This window comes from Streptomyces mesophilus, assembly GCF_040300965.1.
GTDB lineage: Bacteria > Actinomycetota > Actinomycetes > Streptomycetales > Streptomycetaceae > Streptomyces > Streptomyces mesophilus_A.
This window is the reverse complement of sequence record NZ_JBEPEW010000077.1, coordinates 24213-39822: the sequence shown is the minus strand read 5'-3', so window position 1 is coordinate 39822 and position 15610 is coordinate 24213. Positions and strand designations below refer to the sequence as shown.

Sequence of the window (15610 nt, the reverse complement as noted above, 5' to 3'; positions counted from 1 at the left end):
GGGCGGGCCGTGGCTCCGGCGGCGGGCAGCGCCATGGCGGCGAGGACGACGGCTGCGGTTGCGGCGCACAGTCGGCTGAGGCGCGAGATGGTCACGCGGCCGACCCTAGGAAGCCCGGCGCGCGGCTCCGGGGTGCGCCGCGCGGGGGTCCCACGCACGGGGGTGCGGGTGGGGCCGTTGGCCCTGCGCCTGGTCCGCGATACGGGCCGTCGGGGTCCGGCCGTATGCCCGTACGATTCCGGCAGCAGTTCGCACACAGCCGATCAGGAGACCGGACCCGTGGCCATACCCCCGCCGCCCCAGGACAACCCGTATGGCCCGCCGCAGCAGAGCCCGCAGCCGCCTTACGGCCAGCAGCCGCCCAACGGTCAGCCGGCTCCTTATGGCCAGCCCCCGTACGGGCAGCCCTACGGTCAGCAGCCCGGCCAGCCCTACGGTCAGCAGCCCGGCCAGCCGCCGTACGGCCAGTACCCCGGCTACGGCAACGGCTGGGCTCCCTACCCCGCCGCGCCCAGGACCAGCGGCTTCGCCATCGCCGCCCTCGTGACCTGTGTGCTCTGCTTCCTGCCGCTCGGCCTGGTCTTCGGCCTGGTCGCGCTGCGGCAGATCAAGAAGACCGGTCAGTCCGGCAAGGGCCTCGCGATCTCGGGCCTCGTGGTCAACTCGGTGACGCTGGTCCTCACCCTTCTCTTCTTCGTCAGCGGCGCGGCCTCCGAGTTCTGGGGCGGCTTCAACGACGGCATGAAGGAGGCGCAGCAGGAGCAGTCCCTCACGCCCGAGAAGGGGCAGTGCTTCAACGTGCCCGCAGGGGCGGAGGAGGGGTACGTCGAGGAGATCAACATCGTGCCCTGTGCAGGGCTGCACGACAGCGAGGTCTACGGCTCGTTCCGGCTCGAGCACTCCTCGTACCCGGGTCAGGACACGATCGAGGACCTCGCCGCCGAGCGGTGCGCGACCCTGCTCGGCGACTACGTCGTGGACGCGGACGCCCTCGCCGAGAACGTCGTCTCCGACTACATGAGCCCCACTCAGGAGAGCTGGAACGTCGGCGACCGCGAGGTCACCTGCGTCTTCGTGGACGAGAACGGCGGCAAGCTCACCAGCTCGCTGCGGGACGCGGGCGGCACTCCCGGTGAAACCCCCGGGGACAGCTCCGGCGGCAGTTCCGGCGGCTCGGAGTCCGCGGACCCGGGCGCCGAGCCCGCCCCTGGTGAGGGCGCCGACGTCTAGTCCGGGGCATACCAGGGGCTAGGTCAACGACGCGCTGTACACAAGCCGTTGACCATGATCGTCATCACTTCGAGTGATTCCCTGGCCTTTGGTTGCGGTCAACAACCCACGGTTGCCAGGCTGTTGCTGTCTGTCAACCTGATGGGAGTGGCCAGTGACGTTCGGTGAGCAGCCCGCGTATCTGCGCGTAGCGGACGATCTCCGGAAGCAGATCGTGAGCGGCACGCTGCCGCCGCACACCCGGCTCCCTTCGCAGGCCCGCATCCGCGAGGAGTACGGGGTCTCCGACACCGTGGCCCTCGAGGCCCGCAAGGTCCTGATGGCGGAGGGCCTGGTCGAGGGCCGCTCGGGATCGGGCACCTATGTGCGCGAGCGGCCGGTCCCGCGCCGGGTCTCGCGCGCGGCCTACCGGCACAGAGGCGGGCTCTCGCCGTTCCGGCAGGAGCAGGCCGAGGCGGGGGCGCGCGGCACCTGGGAGTCCCGCAGCGAACAGGCCCTGGCGGACGGCGACATCGCCCGGCGGCTCGCGATCGACATCGGCGACCGCGTGATGTGCACCTCGTACGTCTTCCGGGACGCCGGCGAGGCGATGATGCTCTCCACTTCCTGGGAGCCCCTCGCGGTGACCGGCCGCACCCCGGTGATGCTCCCCGAGGAGGGGCCGCTCGGCGGCTGCGGAGTGGTCGAGCGGATGGCGGCCATCGACGTGATCGTGGACAACGTCGCGGAGGAGGTGGGCGCCCGCCCCGGCCTCGCCGAGGAGCTGCATCTGCTCGGTGGCGTGCCCGGCCATGTCGTCGTGGTCATCGAGCGCACGTACTACGCCTCGGGCCGGCCGGTCGAGACGGCGGACGTGGTCATCCCGGCGGACCGCTACCGGGTGGCCTACCACCTGCCCGTCAAGTGACCCAGGTGCCCGTCAAGTGACCCAGGTCGCGCTGCCGTCGAGTAACCCAGCTCAAGCGGTAGTCGACCGATACCCGGACGCCGTCGTCCGCCGCCTGTGACCCGGAGTTAACCCCCGCCCCACCCGCGTAACACCGGGTTAATGGTATACCGCTACGGATCGTCATGTCCGGCTCCTACCTTCACCGACCGAACCCGCACTCAGGTCGGTGAAAGCGTGAAGGAGCCAGCATGACGGACACGGTCACCCGCACCGAAGAGGTCAACCCGCCGCCTCCGAAACGGAGTTACGCCAAGCTCGCCGCCGACGAGAGCCGCGAGGACTACTCGCTGCGCTATGCGCCGCACTCGTTCCGGCGCTGGTCGCCGTCGATGGTCGCGGGCACGGCGCTCGGCGGGATCGCCTATCTCGCGGACTTCGCGATCGGCGCCTCGATCGTCTTCACGTACGGCTTCACGAGCGGTGCCGCCTCGATCCTCACCGCGGCGACGATCATCTTCATCACCGGTATCCCCATCGCCAAGGCCTGCGCCAAATACGGCCTGGACATGGACCTGGTGACCCGCGGCGCCGGCTTCGGCTACTTCGGCTCGACGCTGACGTCCCTCATCTATGCGTCCTTCACCTTCATCTTCTTCGCGCTCGAAGGCTCGATCATGGCCCAGGCCATGCATCAAGCCGTCGGCCTCCCGGTCGAGATCGGCTACCTGGTCACCACGCTGATCGTGATCCCGATCGTCTTCCGCGGCATGGGTGCGCTCGCCAAGGTGCAGGCCTGGACCCAGCCGATCTGGATCATCGGCATGATCCTGCCGTTCATCATCCTCGCCTTCGAAGCCCCGGACGCCTGGGGCGCGTTCGGCTCCTTCGGTGGTACGGAGGGTGCGGGCTCCGGCTTCGACTGGATCGGCTTCGGGCTCGGCACCGGTGTGGCGCTCTCGCTGATCGCCCAGATCGGCGAGCAGGCCGACTACTTGCGCTTCATGCCGAAGAAGACGGAGGCGAACAAGCGCCGATGGAATCTGGCCGTTCTCGCGGCCGGTCCCGGCTGGGTGATCATCGGGGCCGCCAAGCAACTCGGCGGCGCCTTCCTGGCGTTCGTCGCCCTGGAAGCCGTGGGGAAGACGCACGCGCTGGAACCCATCGCGCCCCAGCTCGAAGCGCTCAAGCCCTGGCTCGGCTCGGTGGCCCTGCCGGCAGCCGCCGTCTTCGTGATCGTCTCGCAGATCAAAATCAACGTCACCAACGCCTACAGCGGCTCGCTGAGCTGGTCGAACTTCTTCTCCCGCATCACCCACAAGCACCCGGGCCGGGTCTGGTACATCTTCCTGAACCTCGCCATCGCGCTGACGCTGATGGAACTGAACATGTTCGCCGCGCTCAACAAGCTGCTCGGCTTCTACTCCAACGTCGGCATCGCCTGGATCACCGCGGTCGCCGCCGATCTGGTCATCAACAAGCGGATGGGCTGGAGCCCCAAGTACATCGAGTTCAAGCGTGCGTACCTGTACGCCGTGAACCCGGCCGGCTTCGGCGCCATGACGATCGCCTCGACCGTCTCCATCCTGGCCTTCTTCGGTCTCTTCGGCGAGTACGCGGAGGCCTTCTCGACCTTCATCGCCGCCGGACTCGCCCTGATCCTCTGCCCGTTGATCGCCTGGGCCACCAAGGGCAAGTACTACCTGGCCCGCCCGAACCCGGTGAACGGCCCGGACGTGGTGATCGAGGACGAGACCGCCACCCACGACTGCGCGGTCTGCGAAACCGCCTACGAGCTGCCCGACATCGCCGACTGCCCGGTCCAGAGCGGCCCCATCTGCTCGCTCTGCTGCTCCCTGGACGCCGACTGCGGCGACGTCTGCCGCAAGGCACCGGCCGACGAGCCGGTCCTGATGCCGCTGCCGACCGTCCGTACGGCGGCTGAACAGGTCTGAACCCGGGGCGACTTGGCGGCAGGGGGCGCATTCATGGGGATGCGCCCCCTTGCCGATGGCCGATTCGCTACCTCTTTGTGCCATACCCGCTTCGCAGAGTGAAGGTCGGGCGTAGGCTCGGGCATATGCGTAGTGCGGTTTCCTCGCGACGCGCGATGCGGCGCGCGCCGAACGGAAGGGCGGGTGAACGATGAACGACAGCAGTCCCACCCTCCCTTGGCATGTCATACGTCAGGACGACAACGGCAACCGCTACCGCGTCGGCAGGTATGCCACCAGAGCGGAAGCCGACAAGGTCGTCGCGGGTCTGGAGGCCCGCGGGCACAAGCAGCTGTACTGGGTGGAGCACCTGGACCGGCGGCCCGTCTGAAGCAGCCGGACCGGCGGCCGTCCGGCGCCGCCGGGACCGTAGGCTCTGGCGCATGAACGAACGGATCGTGGTGGTCGGTGCCGCGCTGTGGCGCGAGGGGCGCATGCTCGCGGCCCGGCGCAGCGCCCCACCGGAGCTCGCCGGCCGCTGGGAGCTCCCGGGCGGCAAGGTCGAGCGGGGCGAGCGCCCCGAGGAGGCGCTGGTCCGCGAGCTGCGCGAGGAGCTCGGCGTCGAGGCTGAGCCCGTCGAGCGCATCCCGGGGGAGTGGCCGCTCGGCCGCCCCGGATACGTCCTGCAGGTCTGGTCCGCCAAACTCCTGAGCGGCGAGCCCGCCCCGCTCGAGGACCACGACGCCCTGCGCTGGCTCGGCCTCGACGAGCTGGACGCGGTGGACTGGCTGGACCAGGACCGCCCCGCCGTCGCGGAGGCGGCCCGCCGCCCGGCTCCGTAAGGCCGCGACCGTCGCGAGGCCCCTACCCCCGTAAAGGGGGCTCAAGGGAAGCGAAACCCCAGCTGGCAAGCACCCCCCTACGCCGTTTGTGCCACAGTGCGCCGATGTAAGCGGTAGGCGCTCCTTGATATCGGGTATGTGCTGATTAACCCCATGAAACCGGACAGAGGTTCCGGCCCCCGCTCCGGGAAGTGATCGGCGTGATCGAGACCGAAGGCGACTGCGCCGAGTGGACCTTCCCCGCCGATCCGACCGCTGTGCGCACCGCCCGCGCCGTCGTCCGCAAGCAGCTCGTCCACTGGGGTCTCGGTGTGCTCGGCGATGTCACGGTGCTGCTCGTGAGCGAGCTCGTGACCAATTCTTTGCGGTACGCCTCGGGTCCCATCGGGGTACGCCTCGTACGCCCCGCCGAAGCACCCGGCGTACTCCGAGTCGAAGTCTCCGATCCGCTTCCGGACCCGCCGCTCGCACGGCATGCCACGCTGGATGACGAAGGGGGCCGTGGCCTGCAGCTTGTCGCCTGCTCGGCCACGCGCTGGGGTACCAGACAGGGACATTCCGGCAAGACCGTCTGGTTCGAGCTGACGCTTCCGGTGCCCGGCCGGGGTTAGAGGCGGCCTCCGCATGGTTAGAAGGTGAACTAGAGCCGATCTCCCTGCGGCGCGGCCGAAAACGGACGTCTCGCATGGGAGCTGTGAACGCAGTGTTGCGTGCGGCCGTAGTGCTGGATACTGCGGGCAAGCCGTCGAGAGGTCCGGTCCATGACGGCGAGCTGGAGGGGACGGTCGCGTGAGCGAGATACCAGCCGAGGTGCCTGAGCCCGAGCAGCCCGACGGGCGGGGACTCGTGCAGGGTGCGGCGGACATCCTGTGGCAGTCGAGCCCGCCCGGTTCGATCTACGACTACATCAAGGTCGCCTCGTTCTCGCTCGGCGCCGACGGCCGGATCGACCAGTGGTCGCTGCGCGCGGAGCAGCTCTTCCATGTCGCCGCGGCCGATGCCGTGGGCAAGGACCCCATCGAGGCCTTCGTCCCGGCCGGGCTCCGCGACGTCGGCCACCGCAGGGTCGGCGAGATACTCGACGGCAAGGAGTGGACGGGCATCGTCCCCTTCCGGATGGCCGAGGACGGCTCGCTCGACGGGGTCGCCGAGGTCTATGTGATGCCGACCGAGACCGAGCAGGGCGAGCGGGGCGCGGTCTGCATCGTGGTCGACGTCCGGGCGCTGCGCCGCATAGAGACCGACCTTGCCGCTTCGCAGGCGATTTTCGGTCAGTCCCCCTTCGGATTTCTGCTGTTCGGCACGGATCTACGCGTGCAGCGCGCCAACAAGCGCTTCGCCGCCGTCTTCGGCGGCAATGCCGACGACCACCGCGGCCGCACCGTCCACGACTATCTGCCGCGCGGTGAGGCCGACCGGATGGCCGCCGCGCTCAAGCGGGTCCTGGAGACCGGCGACTCCGTCACGGACATGCAGATCGTCGGGCCCGCGCCCGGCTCCAACGACCGCCGCCACTGGTCCATCAACCTCTACCGCGTGCACAGCGGTACGGGTCGTCCCATCGGCGTGGCCGGCCTCGGCACCGATGTCACCCGCCGCCACGCGGCCGCCCGCGAGGCCGCCCAGTCCCGCCGTAATCTCGCGCTCCTCAACGAGGCGGGTTCGCGGATCGGCAACTCCCTCGACCTGGAGACCACCGCACGCGAACTCCTCGACGTCACCGTCCCGGTCTTCTGCGACCTGGCCTCCGTGGACCTGTACCAAGGTCTGCTCGACGGTGACGAGACCCCGCCCGGACTCGCCGACGGCAGCGCCGAGCTGCGCCGCGTCGCCTTCTCCAGCGCGGTCTCCGACGGCCCGCTCGACGACTGCGGCGAGCCCGTCACCGTCGGTGCGCTGCACCGCTACTCCTTCAACTCGCCCTGCGCGGACGCCCTGCGCACCGCACGCCCGGTCACCATCCCGCGTACCGAGGGCGGCATGGTGCGCTCCACGCTCGCCGTGCCGATGGTCGCCCACGACACCGTCGTGGGCCTGGTCCGCTTCTCACGCACCATGGGCAGCGAACCCTTCTCGGAACGCGACCGCACCCTGGCCGTCGAGCTGGCCGCCCGCGCCGCGGTCTGTATCGACAACGCGCGCCTGTACCGCCGCGAGCACGAACGCGCCCTGATCCTCCAGCGCTCCCTGCTCCCGCCCGGCGACCCCGAGGCCGCGGGCCTGGACATCGCCTGCCGCTATCTGCCCGGCAACGCCGCCACCGAGGTCGGCGGTGACTGGTTCGACGTGATCGAGCTGCCCGGCCACCGCACCGCCCTGGTCGTCGGCGACGTGATGGGCCGCGGGCTGCGCGCCGCGGTCGCGATGGGTGAACTCCGTACCGCCGTACGCACCTTGGCCCTGCTCGACCTCGAACCCGCCGAAGTCCTCGCCGCCCTCGACGAGATCGCCCGCGGACTCGGCTCGCCCACGCCCTGGGGCCAGCACCCGCACTCACCCCAGTCCACCCGGCGCGCACTCCAGGGCCGCGATATCGACCCCTCCGAGGTCTACCTCGCGACCTGCGTCTACGCGGTGTACGACCCGGTCACCCGCCGCTGCACCTTCGCCAACGCCGGCCATCTGCCGCCCGTCCTCGTCGAGCCCGGCGAAGCGGCCCTGATGCTCGACGTACCGCCGGGCATGCCACTGGGCGTAGGCGGCGAACCCTTCGAAGAGGTCGAAGTCCAGCTCCCGGAGGGCGCCTTGCTCGCCCTCTATACGGACGGACTCGTCGAATCCCGCGAACACCCCCTGGACGAGGGCCTGCGCGCCTTCCGTTCCGCGATCACGGACCCGTCCCGCGCCCTCGAGGACGTCTGCGACCACGTCCTCAACACCCTCGACACCCGCCACGGCGAGGACGACATCGCCCTGCTCATGGCCCGCGTCCAGGGCCTGCCCCGCGACGCGGTCGGCGACTGGACCCTGCCGCGCGAGGCCCGCTCGGTGGGCCGCGCCCGCGAACTGGCCCGCGCCCAGCTCGCCTCCTGGGACCTCGAAGCCCTCGTGGACACCACGGAGCTGCTGGTCAGCGAGCTGGTCACCAACGCCCTGCGGTACGGCGAAGGCGAGATCAGACTCCGCCTCCTCCTCGACCGCACCCTGGTCTGCGAGGTCTGGGACGCGGGCCTCGTCCAGCCGCGCCGCCGCCGCGCCCGCGACACCGACGAGGGCGGCCGCGGCCTCCAACTCGTCGGCCTGCTCAGCGCATCATGGGGCGCCCGCCGCACCCCGCGCGGCAAAACGGTGTGGTTCGAACTACCACTCCCGGACGGCGGCTCACCATCGGAGCCTTCTGTTGACGCGCTGTTGAGCATGTTCTAGTTCCCGACCCCGACATCACGACGTGGCCTTCATGGCGGCCAGCCGAGCCTCGATCTCGGCCTGGTCGCCCAAGGAATCCAGCTGCTCGAACTGCGCGTCCAGCGAAGACGCCGCCAGCTCCTGCTTCCCGAGCGCCCGCGCCTCCTCCCGCCGCACCTTCTCCTCGAACCGCGACAGCTCGCTCGTCGGGTCGAGCACATTGATGTTCTGGGCCGCGTCCATCATCTGGTTCTGCGCCTCGGCCGTCTTCGAGCGCGCCACCAACTGATCGCGCTTGGCCTGCAGTTCGCTCAGCTTGATCTGCATCTGGTCCAGGCCCGACTTCAGCTTCTCGACCACCTCGGTCTGCGCCGCGATCGTCGGCTCCGCGTCCTTCGCCTCCTTCTCGGACTGCAACTGCCGCTGCAGCGCCACCTTGGCGAGCGCGTCGAACTTGTCCGCACCGTCGGCGTCACCGGCGGACCGCAGCTGGTCCGCCTTCTTGCTGGCCGCGAGCGCCTTGCCGCCCCACTCGCCGGCCGCGTCCACATCTTCCTTGTGGTCCTGTTCGAGCAGCCGCAGATTGCCGATCGTGGTCGACACCGCTTCCTGCGCCTCACGGATGTTGTTGGTGTAGTCGCGGATCAGCTGGTCGAGCATCTTGGCCGGATCCTCGGCCTGGTCGAGCAGCGAGTTGATGTTGGCCTTCGCGAGCTGGGCGACACGGCCCAGGATGGTCTGCTTCGTCATCGCAGTGAACTTCCTTTACGGGTACGTGAGTTCCGGACCGCGTACGGAGAGCGGGGAAGGCCTCCCGTACGCACAAACCTCGATCAGAAGCGCCCTCCACCGCCCATCCGCCCCCGCGTGCCACCCCCGCCGAAGCTCCCCGGCCCGCCGAATCCGCCACCGCCGCCCCCGCCACGGCCGTAGCCACCGCCGAACCCGCCGCCCATCCCGCGCCCCATCCCGCCGAGCACCTCGCCGAGGATGATCCCGCCGAGCACCGCGCCGCCCATCCCGCCGGAACGGGACCGGCCGGCCATCTGCCCGCCGTACGGGTCGAAGGACCCCACATCGCGCTCGGCCAGCTGCTGCGCCTGGCGTGCCATGGAGTCGGCCTGCTGGGCCCTGGCCAGCGCACCCGAAGCGTCCGTGGCGGCCAGCGCGTCTGCGGACGCCAGATGCCGCTGCGCCTCCGCGAGCCGGGTGCGGGCCTCGCTGCCCACACCGCCGCGGTGCGTGGTGATGTAGTCGGCGGCCGCGCCCACCGCGCTGCGGGCGGTCAGCAGCGTCTGGTCGAGCAGCCCGCGCGCCCGCTGATCGGCGACCTCGCGCTCGCGCGCACCGGACAGCGCCTCGTCGAGCGCGGCATCGGCCTCCTCGATCCGCCGCAGCGCGTCGATCGGGTCGTAGCGCCCGCCGGCCACCACAGCGCGTACGTCCTGGAGCACGGCCTCCGCGCGGGCGATCCGGCCCTGCAGATCGGCCGTCGAGGTCCCGGTCGTGGTGCCCTGCAGCAGCCCGCGCGCATCGGCCAGATCGGTCTGCGTCTCGGTCAGCGCGCCCGGCAGCTTCGCCTCGGCCTGGCCGAGCTCCGCGGCCAGCCGGTCCACCGCGTCCACGAGGGTGCCCGCCTGGTCGACGGCGCCCTCGGCGGCCCGCAGATACACCGCGGCCGGACCGTTCTCGCCGGCGTCCACGGCCTGCCGTGCCTGGTTGAGCGTGCCGGTCGCGAACAGGAGCCGCTCCTTGGCCTCCTCGATATGCCCGCTCACGGGCGCGGACGCGGAATCCGCGTAACGCGTCGTCAGCGTCGTATACGTCCCGGCCGCCGCCGTGGTCCGCGCGCTGACCTCGCGGAACGTCCCCTCGACCAGCGTCAGCGCCTCGGGCGCGTTCTGTTCGAGGGCGCGCAGCCGGTCGAAGTCCGCGGTCTCGGCGTCAAGGCGCCGGTTGGCCTCGCTGCAGCGCGAGACGATCTCGTCCAGCATCCGCCGCTTGGTCGCGTCGTCCTCGGGAAACGCGTCGTCGAGCTGCTGGCGCAGCTTGAACGCGGAGGTCAGCTCGCCCTTCGCGTACGTCACCGCGTCCTGGAAGCGCTTGACCGCGTCGTCCCCGAACTGGGCGGCGGCGAAGCCGAGTTCCTCGGTGGAGGTCCGTACCGCGTCATCGGTCTGCACGAGCAGCAGCCTGGCCTGCTTGTCCAGGTCCGGCAGCGGGGTGGGTGCGGGGCCCTGCGACCAGCCGGCGGGCGACCCGTTCCCGCCGCCGTTCCTCTTCCGCTTGCTCCGCGTGTACGCGTACGCCGCCAGCGCTCCCGCGCTGCCGACCGCGACCACCGGAAGCACCAGATCCCCGGTCGCCGGACCGTGGTCCTCGGCGGCACCCGGATCGGGGTCGCCCGGGGTGATCGCCGGGGTCGGGACCGGCTGCCCCGCGAGCACCGCCCCGTAGCCGCGGGCCGCGCCGATCGCGGCGCCCGCCCAGTCGTTCTGCTTGAGCGCGGGCTCGACCGCCGTGGTGGCGACCTGCTGCAGCTGGGCCTCGCTGAGCCGCGAGTCCTGGTCGACCGAGTACGCGTACTGCCGGTCGTGTGTGGCGACGGCGAGCAGGATGTCGTCGAGGCCGAGCCCGTTGCGCTCGGCCGTGCTGTTCGCCCAGGACTTCGCGGACTGCCCGGAGAAATCCCGTACGTACGCGACGAAGAGCTGGATCCCGTCCTCGTCGTAGAGCTTGTCGAGCGCCTGCGCGACCTCGGTCTTCCGGTCCCCGAGCGCACCCACCTTGTCGGTGATCTGCCCGCTCCGGGACAGCGTGACCGGGCCCTCGGCCCGGGCCGGACCGGTCATGAGCAGCGGCAGCACCACCACGAAGAGCGCGGCGAGCACCGCCCGCGCGGCTATGTGAGGCAGCGTGGGGGATGGCTTCACATACGTGAGCGTATGTCTGGTTATGCGGGGTCGCGACCGGGCCCTCCATACGGGGTCGCGACCGGACCCGCTCCCGGTTGTGGTGCGCCCGGCTGGTCTCCCGGACCCATCCGCATGAAGTCACCGGACCCGCCGTGAGCCGTGGCGCGGGCCGTGGCATGGATGGCCGCGACCCCCAACCCCCCGCAGCCCCGAGAGGTCTCTTCATGGCTTACCGTCACGGCGTCCGCGCAGCCGTAGTCGCCGCGTCCTTCCTCGCCCTCGTCCTGCCCGCGTCGCTCGCGCACGCGGACGCGGCACCGCCCAAGAACTGCAACGCCTACCAGAAGACGGTCAACCGCCACCAGGAGAGCGCCGACAAGCTCGACGAGCGGTTCGCTGCGGAGCAGGCGAAGTCCGACGAGCTGTACGACGCGGTCGTGGAAGCCACCGGCGAGGTCGACTGGCTCATGGACTCGATCGGCGACGTCGAGGAAGGCCTGCACTACGCGGAGCCGGAGAGCGCCGAGTACGCGGAGCTCATCGAGAAGCGGGAGGACCTGCGCAAGGACCTGGAGAAGGCCCGCGCGAAGGAGCGCTCCGCCTACAACGCGTGGCGCGCGTTCGAGCCCGACGAGGAGCTCGCGCAGGACCGCACCAAGACCCACCGCCTCCTGAAGACCGCCAAGACCCGCCTGACCAACTGCCAGAACAAGCTGGCCGCCTGACCTCGCGCGGTACAAGCCACGGCCCGCCCCACCGCATCGCCGGTGGGGCGGGCCGCGTGCTGTCCGGGTTCAGGATTCCGTACGCCGCCGGATCTTGTTCCCCAGCCAGACGAGCGGGTCGTACTTGCGGTCCACCGCCCGCTCCTTCAGCGGGATCAGCGCGTTGTCCGTGATCTTGATGCCCTCCGGGCAGACCTCGGTGCAGCACTTGGTGATGTTGCAGTAGCCGAGCCCGTGCTCGTCCTGCGCGGTCTTCTTGCGGTCGAGCCCTTCCTCGGCGGCCGCGTCCAGCGGATGCATGTCGAGCTCGGCCACCCGCATCAGGAAGCGGGGCCCGGCGAACGCGCTCTTGTTCTCCTCGTGGTCACGCACCACATGGCAGGTGTCCTGGCACAGGAAGCACTCGATGCACTTGCGGAACTCCTGCGAGCGGTCCACGTCCTCCTGCATCATCCGGTACTCACCGGGCCCGAGGTCCTTCGGCGGTACGAAGGCGGGCACCTCGCGGGCCTTGGTGTAGTTGAAGCCCACATCGGTCACCAGGTCGCGTACGACCGGGAAGGCCCGCAGCGGCGTGACGGTCAGCGTCTCCTCGCGCGAGAACGTCGACATCCGCGTCATGCAGAGCAGCCGCGGCCGCCCGTTGATCTCCGCCGAACAGGACCCGCACTTGCCGGCCTTGCAGTTCCAGCGCACCGCGAGATCGGGCGCCTGCGTGGCCTGCAGCCGGTGGATGATGTCGAGCACCACCTCACCGTCGTTGACTTCGACCTTGAAGTCCTCGAGCCCGCCGCCGCCGGTGTCCCCGCGCCAGACCTTGAAGTGCGCCTCGTACGAGGTCGATGCAGCCGTGCTCATCAGAGGAGCTCCTCTTCGGCCAGGTACTTGACCAGCTCTTCCTTCTCGAAGAGGGAGAGCAGGTCCGGTCGGATCGGTTCGGTCTCCTTGCGTACGAGGCGGATCTGGCCGCGTACCGGATCCGTGGCCGCCAACCCGCCGGTGGGATCGGCCAGTTGGCAAAGAAGGTTGACCTTGCGCCACTCGCGGTCCATGCCCGGGTAGTCCTCGCGGGTGTGGCCGCCGCGGCTCTCGGTGCGCTCGAGGGCGGAGCGTGCGATGCACTCGCTGACGAGCAGCATGTTCCGCATGTCGAGGGCGAGATGCCAGCCGGGGTTGAACTGCCGGTGCCCCTCGACCCCGGCCCTGCGCGCCCGTACCCGCAGATCCGCGAGCTTCTTCAGGGCCGTTGCCATCTCCTCCTCGCGGCGGATGATCCCCACGAGGTCGTTCATCGCCTGCTGCAACTCCTGGTGCAGCGTGTACGGGTTCTCCGCGGGCCGCGCCGTCGAGGGCAGTGGTCCCTCCTCGGTGAGCGCCTCGTCGGGGCCCTCGGCCGAGAACGGCCGCAGCGCCTCGGCGGCCGCCAGGTCGATCTGGCTGTCGTCCACGACGGGCCGTTCCGTGAGCCCCGCCGCGTACCGCGCCGCGTGCAGCCCGGCCCGGCGCCCGAACACGAGCAGATCGGAGAGCGAGTTGCCGCCCAGCCGGTTCGAGCCGTGCATCCCGCCCGCTACCTCACCGGCCGCGAAGAGCCCGGGAACGCCGAGCGCCGCCGCCGTATCGGACTCGACGGCGATCCCGCCCATCACGTAGTGGCAGGTCGGCCCGACCTCCATCGCCTCGGCCGTGATGTCCACGTCCGCCAGCTCCTTGAACTGGTGGTACATCGACGGCAGTCGGCGCCGGATGACATCGGCCGGCATACGCGTCGACACATCGAGGAACACCCCGCCGTGCGGCGATCCGCGCCCCGCCTTGACCTCGGAGTTGATCGCCCGGGCGACCTCGTCGCGGGGGAGCAGCTCGGGCGGGCGGCGGTTGCGGTCCGGGTCCTCGTACCAGCGGTCGCCCTCCTCCTCGGACTCCGCGTACTTCTCCTTGAAGACGTCCGGGACGTAGTCGAACATGAACCGCTTGCCCTCGGAGTTCCTGAGCACCCCGCCGTCACCGCGCACCGACTCGGTGACGAGGATCCCCTTCACCGACGGCGGCCAGACCATCCCGGTCGGATGGAACTGCACGAACTCCATGTTCATCAGCGGCGCACCCGCGAGCAGCGCGAGCGCGTGCCCGTCGCCCGTGTACTCCCACGAGTTGGACGTCACCTTGAAGGACTTGCCGATCCCGCCGGTCGCGAGGATCACGGTCGGCGCCTCGATCACGAAGAAGCGCCCGGACTCCCGCTCGTACGAGAAGATCCCGGCGACCTTCCCGTCCACGTCGTCCTTGAGGATCCGCGTGGTGGTGCACTCCTGGAAGACCTTCAACCCGGCCTCGTAGTCGCCGTGTTCCTTGAAGTCCTCCTGCTGCAGCGACACGATCTTCTGCTGCAGCGTCCGGATCAGCTCGAGACCCGTGCGGTCACCGACATGCGCGAGCCGCGGGTATTCGTGCCCGCCGAAGTTGCGCTGCGAGATCTTCCCGTCCTTGGTGCGGTCGAAGAGCGCGCCCCAGGTCTCCAGCTCCCATACGCGGTCGGGGGCCTCCTGAGCGTGCAGCTCGGCCATCCGCCACTGGTTGAGGAACTTGCCGCCGCGCATGGTGTCGCGGAAGTGCACCTGCCAGTTGTCACCGTCGTTCACATTGCCCATCGAGGCGGCGATCCCGCCCTCGGCCATCACCGTATGGGCCTTGCCGAACAGCGACTTGCAGATCACCGCCGTCCGCGCACCCTGCTCCCGCGCCTCGATCGCCGCCCTCAGGCCGGCCCCGCCGGCCCCCACCACGACGACGTCCCACTGCTGCCGCTCCACCGTAGTCATCGCACGCACCTCGCCATCAGAAGGCCCCTGACATCAGAAGAATCGCGGATCGTCGAAGGCACCGCTGGCGACCAGATACACGTAGAGATCCGCGAGGGCCACACTGATCAACGAAGCCCAGGCGAGCAGCATGTGACGGGCATTCAGCTTCCCGATCCACTGCCACGTCCTGTAGCGCACAGGGTGCTTGGAGAAGTGCTTGAGCTTGCCCCCGACGATGTGCCGGCACGAGTGGCAGGACAGGGTGTACGCCCAGATCAGCACGATGTTGACGAGGAACACGAGGGTGCCGAGGCCCATATGGCCCCACTCGTAATTCTCGTCGCGGAAGGCGAGGACGGTGTCGTACGTGAGGATGCCCGCCACCGGCACCGCCGCGTAGAAGAAGTAGCGGTGCATGTTCTGGAAGACCAGCGGGAACTTGGTCTCGCCGCTGTACTTCTTGTGCGGCTCGGCCACCGCGCAGGCCGGGGGAGAGGCCCAGAAGCCCCGGTAGTAGGCCTTGCGGTAGTAGTAGCAGGTGAGCCGGAAGCCCAGCGGGAAGATCAGGATCAGGAGTGCGGGCGACAGACCCCACCAGCTGCCGAAGATCTCCCAGTTGGGACCGCCCTTCATGGGCTCGCAGTTCTCGGCGAGACAGGGCGAGTAGAACGGTGAGACGTAGGGCGCCGCGTAGTAGTCCGCATTCGCGAAGGCGCGCCAGGTCGAGTACACGATGAAGGCGAACAGCCCGGCGGCGGTCCCGGCGGGCTGCAGCCACCAGCGGTCGGTGCGCAGATGCGGGGCGGCGATGGCGGCGCGGCCCGCGCCGCGCACCCCGCCCTCGCTATGGCTGAACTTCCTAGGGGCGTGGGGATCTGTGCCAGTGGCCAACGGGGTCTCCAGTCGGTACGGCTTGTCGGCAGCCGGAG

13 protein-coding genes are annotated in these 15610 nt (G+C 70.0%); 8 read left to right on the top strand and 5 right to left on the bottom strand.

What is annotated here, in order from left to right; translation table 11 throughout:
- Positions 1–279: 279 nt before the first annotated feature.
- The 7 genes from ABT367_RS24855 to ABT367_RS24825 all read left to right on the top strand — a co-directional run bounded on the left by ABT367_RS24855 (position 280) and on the right by ABT367_RS24825 (position 8258).
- A complete protein-coding gene (locus ABT367_RS24855; protein WP_352255298.1) occupies positions 280–1230 on the top strand; it encodes a DUF4190 domain-containing protein in 951 nt (316 codons plus the stop codon).
- 154 nt (positions 1231–1384) lie between these two features.
- Positions 1385–2137, top strand: a complete 753-nt coding sequence (locus ABT367_RS24850; protein ID WP_199545716.1) for a GntR family transcriptional regulator — start codon at positions 1385–1387, stop codon at positions 2135–2137.
- A 230-nt stretch (positions 2138–2367) separates the two neighbouring features.
- Complete coding sequence (locus ABT367_RS24845; protein ID WP_352255297.1) at positions 2368–4071, top strand: purine-cytosine permease family protein; 1704 nt, start codon at positions 2368–2370, stop codon at positions 4069–4071.
- A 190-nt stretch (positions 4072–4261) separates the two neighbouring features.
- Positions 4262–4441, top strand: a complete 180-nt coding sequence (locus tag ABT367_RS24840) for an SPOR domain-containing protein (protein ID WP_352255296.1) — start codon at positions 4262–4264, stop codon at positions 4439–4441.
- A gap of 52 nt (positions 4442–4493) precedes the next feature.
- Complete coding sequence (locus tag ABT367_RS24835; RefSeq protein WP_352255295.1) at positions 4494–4892, top strand: (deoxy)nucleoside triphosphate pyrophosphohydrolase; 399 nt, start codon at positions 4494–4496, stop codon at positions 4890–4892.
- Between the two features lie 191 nt (positions 4893–5083).
- Complete coding sequence (locus tag ABT367_RS24830) at positions 5084–5503, top strand: ATP-binding protein (RefSeq protein WP_307813092.1); 420 nt, start codon at positions 5084–5086, stop codon at positions 5501–5503.
- A 178-nt stretch (positions 5504–5681) separates the two neighbouring features.
- Entirely contained in the window at positions 5682–8258 is a 2577-nt protein-coding gene (locus tag ABT367_RS24825; protein ID WP_434975525.1) for a SpoIIE family protein phosphatase, read from the top strand.
- A gap of 15 nt (positions 8259–8273) precedes the next feature.
- Here the strand turns inward: ABT367_RS24825 and ABT367_RS24820 are convergent, their stop codons facing one another.
- Complete coding sequence (locus ABT367_RS24820; RefSeq protein ID WP_352255294.1) at positions 8274–8987, bottom strand: PspA/IM30 family protein; 714 nt, start codon at positions 8985–8987, stop codon at positions 8274–8276.
- 83 nt (positions 8988–9070) lie between these two features.
- The gene (locus ABT367_RS24815) at positions 9071–11089 is read right to left on the bottom strand and encodes a TPM domain-containing protein (RefSeq protein ID WP_352255300.1); all 2019 of its coding nucleotides are present in this window, start codon (positions 11087–11089) and stop codon (positions 9071–9073) included.
- A gap of 287 nt (positions 11090–11376) precedes the next feature.
- Here ABT367_RS24815 and ABT367_RS24810 point away from each other — a divergent pair, with 287 nt between their 5' ends.
- Positions 11377–11877 (top strand): hypothetical protein, encoded by a 501-nt coding sequence (locus tag ABT367_RS24810; RefSeq protein ID WP_352255293.1) that lies wholly within the window; start codon positions 11377–11379, stop codon positions 11875–11877.
- Between the two features lie 69 nt (positions 11878–11946).
- On the opposite strand, the gene ABT367_RS24805 is transcribed toward ABT367_RS24810, so the two are convergent.
- The 3 genes from ABT367_RS24805 to ABT367_RS24795 are packed head-to-tail and all read right to left on the bottom strand — an operon-like array spanning position 11947 to position 15572.
- On the bottom strand, positions 11947–12735 hold the full coding sequence (locus tag ABT367_RS24805; protein WP_352255292.1) for a succinate dehydrogenase/fumarate reductase iron-sulfur subunit: 789 nt from the start codon (positions 12733–12735) through the stop codon (positions 11947–11949).
- Positions 12735–14699: a fumarate reductase/succinate dehydrogenase flavoprotein subunit gene (locus ABT367_RS24800; RefSeq protein ID WP_352255291.1), complete on the bottom strand. Its 1965-nt coding sequence runs from the start codon at positions 14697–14699 to the stop codon at positions 12735–12737. Before ABT367_RS24800 ends, ABT367_RS24805 begins: the two co-directional genes overlap by 1 nt.
- Before the next feature lie 33 nt (positions 14700–14732).
- Entirely contained in the window at positions 14733–15572 is an 840-nt protein-coding gene (locus ABT367_RS24795; RefSeq protein WP_352255290.1) for a hypothetical protein, read from the bottom strand.
- Positions 15573–15610: the final 38 nt, after the last annotated feature.

Coding starts and splice junctions, on each gene's coding strand:
- ABT367_RS24845 (WP_352255297.1), top strand. CDS start 2,368: ATGACGGACACGGTCACCCGCACCGAAGAGGTCAACCCGCCGCCTCCG.
- ABT367_RS24840 (WP_352255296.1), top strand. CDS start 4,262: ATGAACGACAGCAGTCCCACCCTCCCTTGGCATGTCATACGTCAGGAC.
- ABT367_RS24815 (WP_352255300.1), bottom strand. CDS start 11,089: ATGACCGGTCCGGCCCGGGCCGAGGGCCCGGTCACGCTGTCCCGGAGC.
- ABT367_RS24835 (WP_352255295.1), top strand. CDS start 4,494: ATGAACGAACGGATCGTGGTGGTCGGTGCCGCGCTGTGGCGCGAGGGG.
- ABT367_RS24805 (WP_352255292.1), bottom strand. CDS start 12,735: ATGAGCACGGCTGCATCGACCTCGTACGAGGCGCACTTCAAGGTCTGG.
- ABT367_RS24800 (WP_352255291.1), bottom strand. CDS start 14,699: ATGACTACGGTGGAGCGGCAGCAGTGGGACGTCGTCGTGGTGGGGGCC.
- ABT367_RS24810 (WP_352255293.1), top strand. CDS start 11,377: ATGGCTTACCGTCACGGCGTCCGCGCAGCCGTAGTCGCCGCGTCCTTC.
- ABT367_RS24820 (WP_352255294.1), bottom strand. CDS start 8,987: ATGACGAAGCAGACCATCCTGGGCCGTGTCGCCCAGCTCGCGAAGGCC.